This window comes from Nonlabens ponticola (genome assembly GCF_003966335.1).
Classification (GTDB): Bacteria; Bacteroidota; Bacteroidia; order Flavobacteriales; family Flavobacteriaceae; genus Nonlabens; species Nonlabens ponticola.
This window is the reverse complement of sequence record NZ_CP034549.1, coordinates 1253977-1268888: the sequence shown is the minus strand read 5'-3', so window position 1 is coordinate 1268888 and position 14912 is coordinate 1253977. Positions and strand designations below refer to the sequence as shown.

Genomic DNA, 14912 nt, shown 5'->3' with positions numbered 1-14912 from the left:
TTTTTAAGCTCTTTTGTTCCCAATTAAGGGCTGGCAAAAGTACTTTGATTTTACAAATTGACCAACCAGTATCATTAATATCACACCGCGCCGCAGGTTCAAAACAGCGAGCTATTTTACATGAAAGAACTTAAAAAGCTCAACCGTTTATTTGCAAAATATAAATGGCAATTGATAGGTGGTATCGTTGTTACCATCATATCGCGCGTCCTATCGCTGGTGCTTCCTAAATATGTAGGTAAGATTATCAATCTCCTGAGAGATTATGATCAAGGCGATGTGACTGACATGGAATTCTTGCGCAGCGAGCTACTCACTTTTGTCGGGATTATTCTGGGCGCGACATTACTAGCTGCTGGTCTTACTTTTATCATGCGCCAGCTAATTATTGTCGTTTCACGCCATCTGGAATACGACCTTAAGAATATTATTTATCAGCAATACCAGCGATTATCATTGGGTTTCTATAAAAACAACCGTACAGGTGATTTGATGAATCGTATAAGCGAGGACGTCTCTAAAGTGCGCATGTACATGGGGCCATCGATTATGTATGGTATTAATATGATCACTTTGTTTGCGGTGGTAATACCTGCCATGATCAATACGGCACCAACACTAGCACTTTACACCATCGTACCTTTGCCTTTCCTATCGATAGCGATCTACATTGTAAGCCGTGAGATCCACAAGCGATCGACACTGGTACAACAATATCTTTCTAATCTTAACACGATATCGCAAGAAGCCTTTAGCGGGATTTCAGTAATTAAGGCATATAATCTAGCGCCGCAGATGAACCAGCAGTTCTCGCAGGTAGCAAATGACAGCAAGGATAAAAATATAGATCTCGCTAGAGTGCAGGCCTTATTTTTTCCTTTGATGGTGCTGCTCATAGGTGCCAGTAATATTGCCGTTATTTACATTGGTGGGCGACAGGTGATCAGCGGTGAGATTGAAGTAGGTACCATTCCAGAATTCCTGATATATGTTAATATGCTTACCTGGCCAGTAGCTATTGTAGGTTGGGTGACTAACATGATCCAGCAGGCTGAGGCTTCTCAAAAACGCATCAATCAATTCCTAGACATTGAACCACAAATTCAAAATCTAGTACCAGAATCATCACGGGTTACGGGTCATATTGAATTTAAGAATGTCAACTTCGTTTATGAGGATACTAATATTCATGCATTGAAAGACCTGAGCTTTGAAGTGCCGGCAGGAAAAACACTCGCGATCTTAGGTAAAACAGGAAGCGGTAAAAGTACCGTACTAGAGTTAATTGGTAGATTATATGACGTTACTGATGGTGTCGTGACCATCGATGGCGATGCGATCCAGTCTGTAAATCTTGACGATTTGCGACAAGCTATAGGTTATGTACCTCAAGATGCGTTTCTGTTTTCTGATACGATAGGTAAAAATATCGCCTTTGGTAAAAATGATGCCAGTCAAGAGGAGATTGAAACTGCTGCCAAAAATGCAGTGGTGCATAAAAACATTAAGAATTTCACCCTTGGATACGACACCGTTCTAGGTGAACGTGGCATCACATTAAGTGGTGGTCAAAAACAACGCGTTTCCATTGCGCGTGCGATTATTAAGCAACCTAAAATCCTATTGTTTGACGATTGTTTGAGTGCCGTTGATACAGAGACTGAAGAAAAGATACTGAACAATCTCAAAAAGGTGACTCAGGATACGACCACTATCATCGTGAGCCACCGTGTGAGCAGCGCCAAAAATGCCGACATGATCATAGTATTGGATGAAGGTAGAATCATCGAACAAGGTGACCATCAATCACTTGTAAACAATGGTGGTTTCTATGCAGAGTTGTACGCAAATCAAATGCTGGAACAACAACCCATCGCATAGATAGGGATTTCATAGTTTTTCCCTATTTTTGAGACACTACTAACCCACTTAACGGCCATGAGCGATAGAGATTACCAAGACCAAGAAGAGATTTTTTCCAAAGTTGTAAGAGCAGGTCGACGCACCTACTTTTTTGATGTGCGATCCACAAAGGCAGACGATTACTACCTAACGATCACTGAAAGCAAGAAGTTCACTAACGACGACGGCAGCTTTCATTTCAAGAAGCACAAGATCTACTTGTACAAAGAGGACTTTGCAGAATTTGGCGATACGCTCAAAGAAGTGACCGACTTTATCATAGAGAAAAAAGGCGACGAGGTCATTTCAGATCGTCACCAGGCAGACTTCAAGAAAGAAGAACCAGCAACGCCAGCGGCAGATCAAGCAGCAGAACCTAATCATCCTGCAAGTTTTACCAACGTTGATTTTGACGACATCTAGAAACCACATATTATATTCAAGAGCCTTTCTCATGCAGAAAGGCTTTTTAGTTTACAACCCATTCAACAGCACGATATGAGACATTTAATAGTAGGGATTTTGATGGTTTTAGCTTTCGCGAAAGCGGTACAAGCTCAAGTCACCGTTGATCCGCAATTAGATTACTACCTACCAGCCAGCAACAATTACAATCCAAACATCGCAACACCAGCAGAAGTTATAGGTTATGTTCCAGGCAAATGGCATGTCACACACGATAAATTATCGCAGTATATGCTAGCCCTTGCGGATGCTAGTGATCGCATAACGATCGAGAATCGAGGCACCACCTATGAAGATAGACCGCTGTACTTGTTGACCATCACATCGCCAGCAAACCATGCACGCATCGATCAGATTAAAGAACAGCGCCAGCAACGCATCACGGGCGCAAGTAATGACGCTGCACCTGTAGTGATCTATCAAGGATTTTCCATTCACGGTAACGAGCCTAGTGGATCCAACGCTGCGCTACTCTATGCCTATCATCTAGCGGCTTCTCAAGATGCAGAGACCTTGGAAAAACTAGACGATGTAGTGATTTTGTTAGATCCTAGTTTTAATCCAGATGGCCTGCAACGTTTTGCAGGTTGGGTGAATCAACACAAAAGCGAAAACATCAATCCTGACGGCAACGACCGTGAATATGACGAGGTCTGGCCTGGTGGTCGTACCAACCACTATTGGTTTGACATGAACCGCGATTGGTTGCCAGTACAATTACCAGAATCACGAGCGCGCATCGCCAGTTTTAATCAGTGGATGCCTAATGTGCTTACCGATCATCACGAGATGGGCACCAATAGTTCTTTCTTTTTTCAGCCAGGAATACCGTCTAGGACTAATCCATTGACGCCACAAATAAATCAAGATCTGACCAAAGAAATGGGGAATTATCACGCTGCAGCGCTAGATAAAATTGGTTCCTTTTATTATACCGAAGAGAGTTTTGATGACTTTTATTATGGTAAAGGATCCACCTTTCCAGATGTTAATGGTAGCGTTGGGATTCTTTTTGAACAAGCGAGCTCTAGAGGACACGCACAGAATTCCGTAAATGGCGTCCTGACTTTCCCGTTTACCATACGCAATCAGTTGACGGCTGCCATGAGTACGCTAGAAGCCAGTTACCAAATGCGTGATAAACTCATGAATTATCAAGCCGACTTCTATGATCAGGTGCGCAGCAATCAGAAATCCGGGAACATCATCTTTGGCGATTATACAGACAGCGGCCGTACTGATGCGCTAGCCGAAATACTATTAAGACACGATATCAAAGTGCAGGAACTTAAAAGCGATGCTACCATAGATGGCAAGAAGTATAAAGCTGGATATGCCTACATGATTCCTAGAACACAAACCAAAAGCAAGCTGGTCGATGCGATGTTCCAGAAGATCACCACTTTTCAGGACAGCTTGTTCTATGACATAAGCGCCTGGACGTTTCCACTAGCGTTTGATATGGATTACAGCTTAAACGCCCGTGGTGCGGAAGCTGGAAGAACAATATCGCTAGATAAGGAGACTGGTAAACTGGACACAGCTCGAAATACGATTGCTCGCAAAGCACTACCCGTATCACAATATGCCTACCTCATGCGCTGGAATGAGTATGGCGCACCCAAAGTGCTGAGCAATATTCTCAACGCTGGCATCAGAGCCAAGGTGGCCATGCAACCTTTTGATCTTGCTGGCCAGTCTTATGATTATGGGACCATCATGATACCCGTAAGTGCTCAAAAAATGAATGCTCAAGAGCTTAACAAGAGATTGTACGAGCTCTCAGATGACAATAATGTAGAAGTAGTTTCTGTAACTACGGGTTTGACGACTGGTATTGATTTGGGATCCAATTCATTTGTATCGCTGGATAAACCTAACATCGCACTGGTCGTGGGCGACGGAATCAATCCGTACGATGCTGGTGAGATTTGGCACTTGATGGACCAACGCTATGATATGGTGGTGACCAAATTGCAGCTGGAAAACCTATCTCGATATGACCTGAGCAAGTACAGCACCATTATCTTTCCTGCAACTTATGGTGGTCCAGAAGAAGATGTTGTAAGCAAACTTAAATCTTGGACTCGAGCTGGTGGTACACTTATAGGATATCGCAATGGGTTGAGATGGATGTCCAGAGAGAAACTATTGCAGCTGACTTTTAAGGAAACCGAAAATCCTGCTAAAGATGTGACTTTTGAGCAGCGCAGCAATTTCAACGGCGCTCAAGTTATAGGCGGTGCTATTTTTGAGACTAGACTGGACCGCTCGCACCCTATTGCTTTTGGTTATAAGGATGAACAGCTGCCTATGTTCCGCAACACGACCTTGTTTGTAGAGGCAGATAGTGTTTCTTATCGCAATCCTATTAAGTACACTAACGAGCCGCTTATGGCTGGTTATATTTCTAAGCCTAATCTAGAGGCCTTGAAAAACACCGTTCCGTTCAAGCATAACAGCTACGGCCGTGGCGAGGTCATCGGTTTTACAGACAACACCAACTTCAGGGCTTTTTGGTATGGAACCAACAAGCTGTTGATGAACGCTATTTTCTTCAGTAAGGCGATGTAGTTTTAGTCTTTGAGTTCTTGAGTCTTGGAGTTTGACTTATGACGTATGACGTATGACTTATGACAAAATAATTCAGAATTTAGACCTCTGAATTTGTTTTACTAATGATTAATTTATGCGGCTGTAAAAGTGCAGTGTGTTTGTGCTATTACGCTTTCGCGAAAGCTGACTAAAAAAATTACCCGATGCGATCACCATTGTTTGCGGTGCGTTCAGCCTGCAGTAAAATTACTTTTCCTTGATCATCAACGGAGCCTAGCACTAGGCACTGGCTCATGAAATTGGCGATTTGTTTTTCTGGAAAGTTGACAACGGCGATGATTTGCTTACCTATAAGATCCTCAATAGTGTAGTGATCTGTGATTTGGGCACTGGTTTTTTTATGACCTATGTCTGGACCAAAATCGATGTGCAGTTTGTAAGCAGGTTTGCGAGCATCTGGAAACAGTTGCGCATCGATAATGGTACCGATGCGCATGTCTATTTTCATAAAGTCACTCCAAGAAAGATTATTGGTCATTCATTCTTAGTTTTTCGATCATTTTAGGCGATACATAAACGTCTGCGCCATATGCGTCTACCAATAGTCCTTTATTACCATCGTTACATTCTATCACATATAGGATAGTATTGTCACCAGGATCTGCCATGCCTTCAAATCGGTAAAATTTGACGACATCCAGCTCTTCTGCCTTCCATTTTTTCTTGAGATCTTTTGATTTGAGTCCATCTTCTACCAGGTCATAATCTATGGTGTAGCCTTTGTCCTGTAAATCTTCAATGGCTTGAGAAAGTGTATCGTATCCGTTTTTAAAGTCGGTCATGGTTCTGTTTTTATTAAAAATACAGACTAGTACAGAGGTGCTGGTCATGCTTTTCAAAATTTTAGTAAAGTCAAGCGACTAGAACAAGATTGCATCTTTTACCTTTGAGAAAAAGACTGTTATGGCACTGACGCCTTCTACCATGATGCCGCTGGGCACCAAAGCTCCAGGTTTCAAATTGCTGGATACGGTAAGTGAAGAACTATTGAGTTTACAGAACGTGCGTGGTGAGAAAGGAACGGTGGTCATGTTTATTTGTAATCACTGTCCATTTGTGATTCATGTGAACGAAGAACTGGTAAGGCTGGCTAACGACTATCGTGCGACTGGTTTTGGTTTTGTAGCTATCTCGAGCAACGATGTAGAAAAGTACCCTCAAGACAGTCCAGACCTGATGCAAAAGGTCGCCTATGACAATGCCTATCCTTTTCCCTATTTATACGACCCTACTCAAGAAGTCGCGAAAGCATATGATACAGCCTGCACGCCAGATTTTTATTTATTTGATGAGAAACTGGAATTAGTATATCGTGGACAGCTAGACGATAGCCGTCCTAGAAATGGCATACCACTTACTGGTAGGTCCTTGCGCGAGGCGCTGGATGCCCTGCTAGGTAACAAACCACTACCAGCCATTCAAAATCCTAGTGTGGGTTGTGGGATTAAGTGGAAGTGAGAGAATAGCTCAAAAAATTGATTATTCTAGACCCTTATAATACCTATAACTATTAAACTATTAAACTATTATCAGTAAGTAAAGAAGAATGGTGCGAGCCTGAACACTGTAGTATGCTCTAAATACCAATCACCTTCCACATGCTTTAAGTACAGCATGGGTCTATCGTGGCGTAATTTAGTCTCAAAGCTACCATACTCAACACTTGAAACTTTTGAGATAGCACTCGTTTCACCTTCAGGTATTTTTATGGGATACCAAATCATGTCTGGAAAACCATTACCCTTAATTACTCTCGTGTCAACCTCAATACTGGGTATTGGTATACCATTCAATTCCAAAATCAAGGTTGCATTAATTTGTGAGAAAAACTGTAAATATACCGTGTTGGTCTCCAATCCTAATCTGTCAATAGAACGTACATGCCGTTCAAAATCCAATATTTCATCGATATAGTAATTGTGAACTGTGATTCTATTTTGTGCGGAAATAACCTCTTCAAAATCTCTAGCCCAATCAGAAACTATGCCTTGAGCAGCAACTGAATTAACCATAAGACTGATTAAAAGAACTCTAGCCAAAATTAGAGGTGAAATTGTATTTAATCCTTTTAAAGCCAACAGTATCATTCTTGTATTGACTTAAGTATCAAACGCTTTGGCAATCTTCCTTCAACTAACTTTTCACTCGTAGTTTGCCATAACAACTGATCTTTTACATCGGCTTTTAAATAACCTTTAAGAGTGTCCTCATATAAGTACTCGCTTACTATTTCTAATTCAAAAGCCTGTTTATCCTTGTTGTAAATTCCCTTGACTGATATTTTATTATCGTCAGCACAATCGATGAATTTACCTTGTTTACCTATTACTAAACAGTGATGACCTATCAAGCTATCTTTTTCTTGTTTCAATTCAAGAGTCATAGAATGGGTTGCATCCTCATAATACCATGTGCCATCAAAATCAGAGTCAGGTGAGTAGCAGCCAATGATTGTGCCTACCGCACATGCGATCATGAAATTCTTGACACCGTTTCTCATCACGCACCCATATGTATCATCGCAAAAACCGCATAGTTGACCATATCCTGATAGTTGGCATCCAGGCCTTCACTTACAATAGTTTTACCAGCATTGTCCTCAATTTGCTTGACGCGCAATAGTTTTTGCAAGATCAAGTCAGTTAGCGAACTCACACGCATGCCGCGCCAGGCCTCACCGTAATCGTGATTTTTGTCCATCATGAGTTGTTTGGTGATCGCCATTTGCTGGTCGTATAATTCGGTTGCCGTGGCAACATCAAGATCTGGTTGTTCTACCACGCCTTTTTCTAGCTGGATCAGCGCCATGATGCTATAGTTGATGATGCCTATAAATTCACTTTCCTGTCCTTCATCGACCTTGGATTCGGCTAGGGTTTGCAGGCCTCGTATGCGTTGTGCTTTTATGAAAATCTGGTCTGTGAGCGATGGTAATCGCAGGATGCGCCAGGCCGCACCATAATCTTTCATTTTATTGATAAAAAGCTCGCGGCAGGTGGCGATAACGGCATCATATTGCTGGCTGGTAGCACTCATGGACGGTTGTATTTTGCGTAAATTTCGCCTTTCTATTTCAATTTGCCTAGACCATGCACACCATAAATTGCCGCGGCAGCCTTGTTGACCTTTCCACGCCACGCGTCATGGGCATCGTCAACGTCACGCCAGATTCTTTTTATGATGGTGGCAAACTTAAGAATGATAGCGACGTGCTGCAGCAGGTAGAAAAAATGTTGCACGATGGCGCGACATTTATCGACATAGGTGGTTACAGCAGCCGTCCTGATGGCACTGATATTTCTGCCAGTGTTGAGCAGCAACGTGTTATCCCGATCATTGAGCTGGTCAAAAGGAATTTTCCTGACTCGATGATTAGTTGTGACAGCTTTCGCGAAAGCGTAATCAAAACAGCTCTACAACACAACATTGACATTGTCAACGATATAAGTGCTGGACAACTAGATCGCAAAATGATGGAAACCGTTGGAAAACATAAGGTGCCTTACATCATGATGCACATGCGTGGAACGCCGCAAACCATGAAAACGCTGACTGATTACGACGATCTCATCATAGACATCAATCGCTATTTTGCCGAACGTATCGCAATGGCTCGGAGTCACGGCATTCACGATATTATCATTGATCCAGGTTATGGATTTGCCAAAACCACAGCTCAAAACTTTGAACTCTTTAGCCATCAAGAATTGCTACTATCTCATGGTGTACCTTTATTGGCGGGCGTTTCCAGAAAATCCATGATCTACAAGACGCTAGGAACTGATGCTGCCGTCGCACTCAACGGTACGACTGCGCTACATATGGCCTGCCTACTCAATGGGGCTAGCATATTGCGTGTTCATGATGTGAAAGAAGCTATGGAGACCATGAAATTATACCAAGCACTTCAAGGAAAATAATTCTATTTTTACCGTACATGCAGTTACCGGATTTTAGAATTATTGACCTGATTGATATCCTGCTTTTTGCAGCGTTGATCTTTTACCTGTATCGACTGGTCAAGGGAACCGCGGCGATCAATATTTTTATCGGGATCGTGATCATTTATCTGATCTATGAGGTAACAGTATTTCTAGAGATGGAAATGTTGTCGCGTGTGCTGGGTGGTTTTACTGGTGCTGGTGTTTTTGCGCTGATTGTGGTTTTCCAGCAGGAAATAAGACGATTTTTATTGATGATAGGATCGACCAATTTTACCTCAAGACGCCGATTCTTGCGGCAATTGCGCATTTTTAAGGAAGAGCAAAATGCCAATCTTGCTATCGTTGATCACGTCGTGACGGCTTGTAAACGTATGAGCGCGACCAAAACTGGTGCACTGATCGCCATAAAACGTGACGGTTCACTGGACTTTCTCAAGAACAGCGGCGACGAGATGGATATCGTGGTCAATGCACCTATTATTCAAAGTATTTTCTACAAGAACAGCACGCTGCACGATGGTGCCATGATTATCGAGGACAATAAAATTACTGCGACGCGAGTAGTGTTGCCCGTATCGGATAGTCGCAAGATACCACAGCGTTTTGGCCTGAGACACCGCGCAGCAGTAGGCCTGACCGAAAGGACCAACGCCATTGCCGTCATCGTGAGTGAGGAAACCGGTAAGGTATCGCTGGTCGTCGATGGCGAGTTTGAGAGCTATGATGATATGGATGATCTATCTAGCAAGATGAAAGCCCTGATGGACTGATGGAACGACACTGTAAAAATTGCGACCACATGCTTTATGCCACGCATACCCATTGCGCGCATTGTGGTGCCAAATGGATCGAGAAGCGCATCACCATGCGTAACGTTGCGGCAGACTTTGGCGATTTATACATAGGACTTGACACAAAGTTCATGCACACATTCGTGGATCTTTTCAGGAAGCCTGAAGCGGTGATTTTAGGATACGTTCAAGGACGTCGTATGTATTATATGGATGCGGTGAGATATCTGTTGCTCTCGCTATTCATTACCGGTATCTATGTTTTTGTCTTGAAGCAAACCAACGTCATGGAAGACTACATGGCCGATTCTATCTTGACTGCAGATACACTCGCTAATTATAGTGACGAGCAAATTGAAGCCCAACAAAAATTTGCGTCAAAGTTCCTAGACTATCAAGGATTGCTCTTACTATTCACTATACCGTTTCTAGCGCTGGTGGGCCGCATATCATTTTGGGGTAGGAAATTTTTTAATTATACAGAGCATGTAGTGTTTTTCCTGTACGTATATGCGCACATGATTATTTTCACAACACCTATCAGTATTTTGCTGGCCTATCTATCGCCAGAAATTTTTCTTTATTGGTCGTATCTAGCGCTAGCTTATTTGTTATTTCACTCTGCTCAAAGCTATAAGCGCTGCTTTCAACTTACCATTGCAGAAACTATACTAAGATCGCTCATTGCGCTTATAGTATTTGTGGCAACTGCGGTTTTACTAATGCTAGTATTCATATTTACTGTGGCAATAACAGTAATTGTCGCTAGTAAAATGGGATATGATTTGAGTGGCTTTTTACCAGCGCAAACTTAGGCGACCTCTTGCTGTAAAAACTGCACCTCATACAGATTCTTGTAGTAACCACCTTCTTTTTCTAGCAGCTCACTGTGTGTGCCTATCTCGACGATCTCGCCAGCATCCATAACGATGATCTTATCGGCTTTTTTGATAGTTGCTAACCTGTGAGCGATGACGATGGATGTGCGGCCCTTGGTAATAATATCGGTCGCATCTTGAATAAGCTGCTCGCTGTAGGCATCAATAGAACTAGTGGCTTCATCCAATACTAAAATACTGGGATTGGACACATAAGCTCTCAAGAAAGCAATCAGCTGGCGTTGTCCAGAGCTGAGCATCACACCACGTTCCTTTACATTGTATTGGTAACCATTGGGCAATGATTTAATGAACTTGTGCACGCCTATTTTTTTGGCGGCTTTGATGACGTCTTCTTCGGTGATTTCAGGGTTTTGCAGCGTGATATTGTTAAAAATAGTATCTGCAAACAAGAAGACATCTTGCAGCACAACTGCTATCTGGGATCGCAATGATTGTAGGTCGTACGCTTTCGAGGAAGCGGAATCAATCAAAATCTCTCCTGCATTGATCTCATAGAATCTAGACAGCAAATTGATGATAGTACTCTTGCCAGCGCCGGTCGCGCCCACGATAGCGACAGTCTCGCCTGGTTGTACCTTAAAATTGAGATTCTTGAGCACTAGCTCATTCTCAACATAGGCAAAATCCACGTTCTTGAATTCAATGGCGCCCTTTAAATCGCTTGCGATAAGCTCGCCTTGATCCTCGATTTGAGCATCTGTATCCAATATCTTGAACACACGATTTGCGGCCACCATTCCCATTTGTAACGTGTTGAACTTATCAGCAATTTGTCGCAGTGGTCTGAATAATTTTTGGGACAAGTCGATGAACATGACGATGGTTCCTATCTCGACCATCTTGACTTCTGCACCTATATTCATGACGACGCCTATGTAAACGATGAGTCCTATGACGATGCTGGAAGCCATCTCTGCAATAGGGAAAAAGATGCTGTTATACCAGACTGTCTTTACCCAAGCCTTACGGTGCTTGTTGTTGATCTCCTTGAATTCCTCATACTCTACTCGCTCGCGATTGAAAATCTGCACGATTTTCATGCCTGTAACGCGTTCTTGTACAAAACTGTTGAGGTTGCTCACCTGATTACGCACTTCTTCAAAAGCTGTTTTCATAGCCTTTTGAAACAATCGGGTAGCGTATAATAAAAATGGCATGACAGCCAGAGTGATCAAGGTCAACTGCCAGCTGGAATAGGCCATAAATCCAAGAACCACCACCATCTTTAATAAGTCTGAAATGATGACAAAAAGACCTTCGGAAAAAATGCTGGCGATGGTCTCGATATCACTCACGGCTCTGGTTACCAGCTTACCTACTGCGCTTGTATCAAAATACTTCATCTTGAAATTGAGCATGTGATTGAACAGCTTGAGCCTTAAATCTCTAATCACCTGTTGACCCAACCAGTTGGCATAAAATATAAAGCTGAGCTGCAAGATGACATCTGCCGCAAGGACACCTATCATCATCATGATAACACCGGTAAAACCATCAAACTCGCGTGGAATGATATGATCATCAATCGCGACCTTAATTAAGTAAGGCATACCGATGGCCACAACTGCTAGCAAAATAGCACTGATAGCTACAAAATAGTAGGTGCCTCGATAAGGTCTGGTAAACGACAACAGCCTTTTAAAGAGAGTCGTATTGAATGCATTACCTGTGGTTGATGCCATATTTTATTTTAATAAATGTGCGATGCTGGATCGCAATTCTTCTTCTTTTTGAGTGCCTATGGTGTATTGCTTTGATCCTACCTTGACATTGAGACCTTTGCTGCCGCTGACATTATAGACGGTACCATAAATAGTCCATAATCTTAAACCCCAACCACCTACAAACCCGTAATCCAGAACCTGGGCCTTATCTACCGTATCCCAAGGTATCATTTTATGCGTGAGTAATCTGTATTTAATATCGATATGTTCGCTAGTTATCGTCGTTTCCAACTTCAAATACCACAGAAACCAAACCAACAGAGCATTAAAAATGCCAACGATAATCTTCCAATCGGTCGTCATTGTCTCGGTAAAGAAAATTGCAAAAACGGTAGGTACAATCAGTACAACTATAATTATTAACCACAGCCACCATTGCCTAAACTGCTGTTCTTCATGAAATAGCACTTTATTCATGAGCCCAAATGTTTTCTGGATATAACACCTGAGTCAGATATAGACCTTGAGCTGGTGCGCTAGCACCTGCCTTATTTCTATCCTTTGAATTAATAATGTCGTGCATATCATTTACCTCACGCTTACCATAACCTATTTCCAATAACGTACCTACTATCGCGCGTACCATGTTGCGTAAAAATCTGTTGGCTGTAATATGAAAAACAAGTTCATAGCCTTGTTGTTCAAATCTTGCCTCATTGACATCACAAATGAATGTTTTGACATCTGTATTTGATCTCGAGAAACATTCAAAGTCTTTATAGTCCAATAATATTTCTGCTGCCTGCTGCATGCGATCAACATCTGGTAATCGATACAGTATATAGGTCGTTCTATTTTTAAATGGATCTGGTCGCAAATTGAACCTATATTCATAGGAACGATGGGTAGCGTGAAATCGTGCGTGTGCTTTTTCGGTGACAGGCTTGATTTCAAATATTGCGATATCCTTCGGCAGCCAGCGGTTTAATCTATAAACCAGCTGCTCAAGATCCATGTCAATATCTGCATCAAAATGGGCAAACATTTGTGTGGCATGTACGCCTGCATCGGTACGACCAGCGCCCATCACTATGATGGGTGTTCTCAATATTTTGGACAGACCTTCTTCTAGAACCTGCTGTACGGTGATAGCTTCAGGTTGTTTTTGCCAACCATGGTAAGCAGTACCATCATAGGCAAACTCTATAAAATACCGCTGCTTTTTCATGCACTACAAAGGTAAATGATACAAGAATAGTGTTGATGAATTTTGAATGGATCTTGAACTTGAACTTGAACTTCAACTTGAATTTGAATTTGAACTCGTGCCTGATATTTTATGTGAAGATTAGGATGGATAGAAAATGAAACTTTCGTTCTGTTTACTCTTGCGTGGGCCTCCTTTGCCTGTCGGCATTTCCTCCGTTGGAGGAAACAAGTTAATGACTGACTTATATGATTGGAAAAGCAACTGTTTTCTGAATTGAAAATTCAAGAATTTGAAAATGAGCATAAAGCTATGACTAAGAATTGAGAGCCTTGCAGATGAAAGTAATAAGCAATTGAGATTTGCGACGGCAAATCAAAAATAGGCAATCGGCAATGGTATCTTTGAGCTATGAAAATCCTACTCCTTTCAGACACGCATAGTCATTATGATGATTTCATGGAAAAGTATATCCTGCAAGCAGATGAAGTGTGGCATGCTGGCGATATTGGGAATCTGGAAGTAACGGACAAGATCGCAGCACTTAAGTCCTTGCGTGCCGTGTACGGGAATATTGATGATGATCAGGCGCGTATTCAGTTTCCATTAAATAATAGGTTTAATTGTGAAGGAATGGATATCTGGATAACTCATATAGGTGGTTATCCTGGACGATATAATCAGCGCGTCAGATCAGAGATTTATTCAAATCCGCCAGATATTTTTATTTGCGGACACAGTCATATCCTTAAAGTAATTAATGATAAAAAAATCAATTGTCTACACATGAATCCAGGCGCGGTAGGCATGCATGGCTTTCACAAAAAGCGCACGATGCTCAGGTTTGAGATCGCTGATGGAAAGATTTCTGGGTTGGAGGTTGTTGAGAAGGATAGGTAGTTCATTTGTAAAGTTTGGCGTATAAAAAAACTGGAAGTATTACTTCCAGCTTATTGCCATCAAACTTGCAAGATTATTCCCCCAAATTTTCTTGGGTTTGATGGGTGTCATTTGTAATAAATTATGCGGTTCCTTGATTGACGTTGCGGTTTCCACCTGTTGCCATTGCCATCATTTGCATATTACGCATGTGGGCGTCTTCTTTTTCCCCTTTTTCAATTTGTTCAATCTGTTGACTGATGATATAATTGTGAGCATCAACCTTGGATGATATAGTAAACAAGTCTATTAGCCACCAAATTCCAACTCCACCAAGGGTGAACCAAAAAAGAAATTGAAGTCCCCATTTACCCAAATAAGCGTAATGAAAAGCTCCAAAAAAGAAACATAGATAAGCAGTCCCAGTGGACTTCATTTGGGACATTAACATGTGTTTATTCATAATTAAATTTTTATTGATTGGATTATAAACCTAACCCAATCCCTCAAAAAAAATCGATCAAATCCATAACCGCCCTAAA

17 protein-coding genes are annotated in these 14912 nt (G+C 41.9%); 8 read left to right on the top strand and 9 right to left on the bottom strand.

Features of this window, described 5'->3' with window-relative positions:
• Positions 1-120: 120 nt before the first annotated feature.
• The 3 genes from EJ995_RS05640 to EJ995_RS05630 all read left to right on the top strand — a co-directional run bounded on the left by EJ995_RS05640 (position 121) and on the right by EJ995_RS05630 (position 4941).
• Entirely contained in the window at positions 121-1881 is a 1761-nt protein-coding gene (locus EJ995_RS05640) for an ABC transporter ATP-binding protein (protein WP_126446471.1), read from the top strand.
• Between the two features lie 57 nt (positions 1882-1938).
• Positions 1939-2325 (top strand): PUR family DNA/RNA-binding protein, encoded by a 387-nt coding sequence (locus EJ995_RS05635; RefSeq protein ID WP_126446470.1) that lies wholly within the window; start codon positions 1939-1941, stop codon positions 2323-2325.
• A 75-nt stretch (positions 2326-2400) separates the two neighbouring features.
• The gene (locus EJ995_RS05630) at positions 2401-4941 is read left to right on the top strand and encodes a M14 family metallopeptidase (protein WP_126446468.1); all 2541 of its coding nucleotides are present in this window, start codon (positions 2401-2403) and stop codon (positions 4939-4941) included.
• Between the two features lie 178 nt (positions 4942-5119).
• Here the strand turns inward: EJ995_RS05630 and EJ995_RS05625 are convergent, their stop codons facing one another.
• Entirely contained in the window at positions 5120-5461 is a 342-nt protein-coding gene (locus EJ995_RS05625) for a tRNA-binding protein (RefSeq protein WP_126446466.1), read from the bottom strand.
• Positions 5451-5765 carry a phosphoribosylpyrophosphate synthetase gene (locus tag EJ995_RS05620; RefSeq protein WP_126446464.1) on the bottom strand — a complete coding sequence of 105 codons (315 nt, stop codon included), beginning with the start codon at positions 5763-5765 and terminating at the stop codon, positions 5451-5453. The genes EJ995_RS05625 and EJ995_RS05620 overlap by 11 nt, the downstream gene beginning before the upstream one ends.
• Positions 5766-5886: 121 nt before the next feature.
• Between EJ995_RS05620 and EJ995_RS05615 the strand changes: the two genes are divergently transcribed.
• Entirely contained in the window at positions 5887-6441 is a 555-nt protein-coding gene (locus tag EJ995_RS05615) for a thioredoxin family protein (RefSeq protein ID WP_126446462.1), read from the top strand.
• A 71-nt stretch (positions 6442-6512) separates the two neighbouring features.
• Here EJ995_RS05615 and EJ995_RS05610 read toward each other — a convergent pair whose 3' ends face one another.
• The 3 genes from EJ995_RS05610 to EJ995_RS05600 form a co-directional block, all read right to left on the bottom strand.
• A complete protein-coding gene (locus EJ995_RS05610; protein WP_126446460.1) occupies positions 6513-6995 on the bottom strand; it encodes a hypothetical protein in 483 nt (160 codons plus the stop codon).
• A gap of 71 nt (positions 6996-7066) precedes the next feature.
• Positions 7067-7486 (bottom strand): hypothetical protein, encoded by a 420-nt coding sequence (locus tag EJ995_RS05605; protein WP_126446458.1) that lies wholly within the window; start codon positions 7484-7486, stop codon positions 7067-7069.
• On the bottom strand, positions 7483-8019 hold the full coding sequence (locus EJ995_RS05600) for a DUF1599 domain-containing protein (protein WP_126446456.1): 537 nt from the start codon (positions 8017-8019) through the stop codon (positions 7483-7485). The genes EJ995_RS05605 and EJ995_RS05600 overlap by 4 nt, the downstream gene beginning before the upstream one ends.
• A gap of 53 nt (positions 8020-8072) precedes the next feature.
• On the opposite strand from EJ995_RS05600, the gene folP reads away from it, so the two are divergent.
• From folP to EJ995_RS05585, 3 genes are read left to right on the top strand one after another with little or no spacing between them, the layout of a single operon-like run.
• Positions 8073-8903, top strand: coding sequence for a dihydropteroate synthase (gene folP, locus EJ995_RS05595; RefSeq protein WP_126446454.1), 831 nt, complete (start codon positions 8073-8075; stop codon positions 8901-8903).
• Between the two features lie 17 nt (positions 8904-8920).
• A complete protein-coding gene (gene cdaA / locus EJ995_RS05590; protein WP_126446452.1) occupies positions 8921-9697 on the top strand; it encodes a diadenylate cyclase CdaA in 777 nt (258 codons plus the stop codon).
• A gap of 29 nt (positions 9698-9726) precedes the next feature.
• A complete protein-coding gene (locus tag EJ995_RS05585) occupies positions 9727-10533 on the top strand; it encodes a DUF3667 domain-containing protein (protein ID WP_241234699.1) in 807 nt (268 codons plus the stop codon).
• Here the strand turns inward: EJ995_RS05585 and EJ995_RS05580 are convergent.
• Genes EJ995_RS05580 through truA form a run of 3 tightly spaced genes read right to left on the bottom strand, consistent with a single transcriptional unit; the run spans position 10530 to position 13512 of the window.
• Positions 10530-12302: an ABC transporter ATP-binding protein gene (locus EJ995_RS05580; RefSeq protein ID WP_126446447.1), complete on the bottom strand. Its 1773-nt coding sequence runs from the start codon at positions 12300-12302 to the stop codon at positions 10530-10532. The two genes, EJ995_RS05585 and EJ995_RS05580, sit on opposite strands and share 4 nt — an antisense overlap.
• 3 nt (positions 12303-12305) lie before the next feature.
• Positions 12306-12761: a hypothetical protein gene (locus EJ995_RS05575; RefSeq protein WP_126446446.1), complete on the bottom strand. Its 456-nt coding sequence runs from the start codon at positions 12759-12761 to the stop codon at positions 12306-12308.
• Entirely contained in the window at positions 12754-13512 is a 759-nt protein-coding gene (gene truA, locus EJ995_RS05570) for a tRNA pseudouridine(38-40) synthase TruA (protein WP_126446444.1), read from the bottom strand. The genes EJ995_RS05575 and truA overlap by 8 nt, the downstream gene beginning before the upstream one ends.
• 390 nt (positions 13513-13902) lie before the next feature.
• On the opposite strand from truA, the gene EJ995_RS05565 reads away from it, so the two are divergent.
• The gene (locus EJ995_RS05565; protein WP_126446443.1) at positions 13903-14391 is read left to right on the top strand and encodes a metallophosphoesterase family protein; all 489 of its coding nucleotides are present in this window, start codon (positions 13903-13905) and stop codon (positions 14389-14391) included.
• 121 nt (positions 14392-14512) lie between these two features.
• On the opposite strand, the gene EJ995_RS05560 is transcribed toward EJ995_RS05565, so the two are convergent.
• Positions 14513-14833, bottom strand: coding sequence for a TM2 domain-containing protein (locus EJ995_RS05560; RefSeq protein WP_126446442.1), 321 nt, complete (start codon positions 14831-14833; stop codon positions 14513-14515).
• Positions 14834-14912 lie beyond the last annotated feature (79 nt).

Excerpts from the sequence above, each read along its gene's own strand:
- EJ995_RS05640 (WP_126446471.1), top strand. The coding sequence starts at position 121 with ATGAAAGAACTTAAAAAGCTCAACCGTTTATTTGCAAAATATAAATGG.
- EJ995_RS05635 (WP_126446470.1), top strand. The coding sequence starts at position 1,939 with ATGAGCGATAGAGATTACCAAGACCAAGAAGAGATTTTTTCCAAAGTT.
- EJ995_RS05630 (WP_126446468.1), top strand. The coding sequence starts at position 2,401 with ATGAGACATTTAATAGTAGGGATTTTGATGGTTTTAGCTTTCGCGAAA.
- EJ995_RS05625 (WP_126446466.1), bottom strand. The coding sequence starts at position 5,461 with ATGACCAATAATCTTTCTTGGAGTGACTTTATGAAAATAGACATGCGC.
- EJ995_RS05620 (WP_126446464.1), bottom strand. The coding sequence starts at position 5,765 with ATGACCGACTTTAAAAACGGATACGATACACTTTCTCAAGCCATTGAA.
- EJ995_RS05615 (WP_126446462.1), top strand. The coding sequence starts at position 5,887 with ATGGCACTGACGCCTTCTACCATGATGCCGCTGGGCACCAAAGCTCCA.
- EJ995_RS05610 (WP_126446460.1), bottom strand. The coding sequence starts at position 6,995 with ATGGTTAATTCAGTTGCTGCTCAAGGCATAGTTTCTGATTGGGCTAGA.
- EJ995_RS05600 (WP_126446456.1), bottom strand. The coding sequence starts at position 8,019 with ATGAGTGCTACCAGCCAGCAATATGATGCCGTTATCGCCACCTGCCGC.
- folP (WP_126446454.1), top strand. The coding sequence starts at position 8,073 with ATGCACACCATAAATTGCCGCGGCAGCCTTGTTGACCTTTCCACGCCA.
- cdaA (WP_126446452.1), top strand. The coding sequence starts at position 8,921 with ATGCAGTTACCGGATTTTAGAATTATTGACCTGATTGATATCCTGCTT.
- EJ995_RS05585 (WP_241234699.1), top strand. The coding sequence starts at position 9,727 with ATGCTTTATGCCACGCATACCCATTGCGCGCATTGTGGTGCCAAATGG.
- EJ995_RS05580 (WP_126446447.1), bottom strand. The coding sequence starts at position 12,302 with ATGGCATCAACCACAGGTAATGCATTCAATACGACTCTCTTTAAAAGG.
- EJ995_RS05575 (WP_126446446.1), bottom strand. The coding sequence starts at position 12,761 with ATGAATAAAGTGCTATTTCATGAAGAACAGCAGTTTAGGCAATGGTGG.
- truA (WP_126446444.1), bottom strand. The coding sequence starts at position 13,512 with ATGAAAAAGCAGCGGTATTTTATAGAGTTTGCCTATGATGGTACTGCT.
- EJ995_RS05565 (WP_126446443.1), top strand. The coding sequence starts at position 13,903 with ATGAAAATCCTACTCCTTTCAGACACGCATAGTCATTATGATGATTTC.
- EJ995_RS05560 (WP_126446442.1), bottom strand. The coding sequence starts at position 14,833 with ATGAATAAACACATGTTAATGTCCCAAATGAAGTCCACTGGGACTGCT.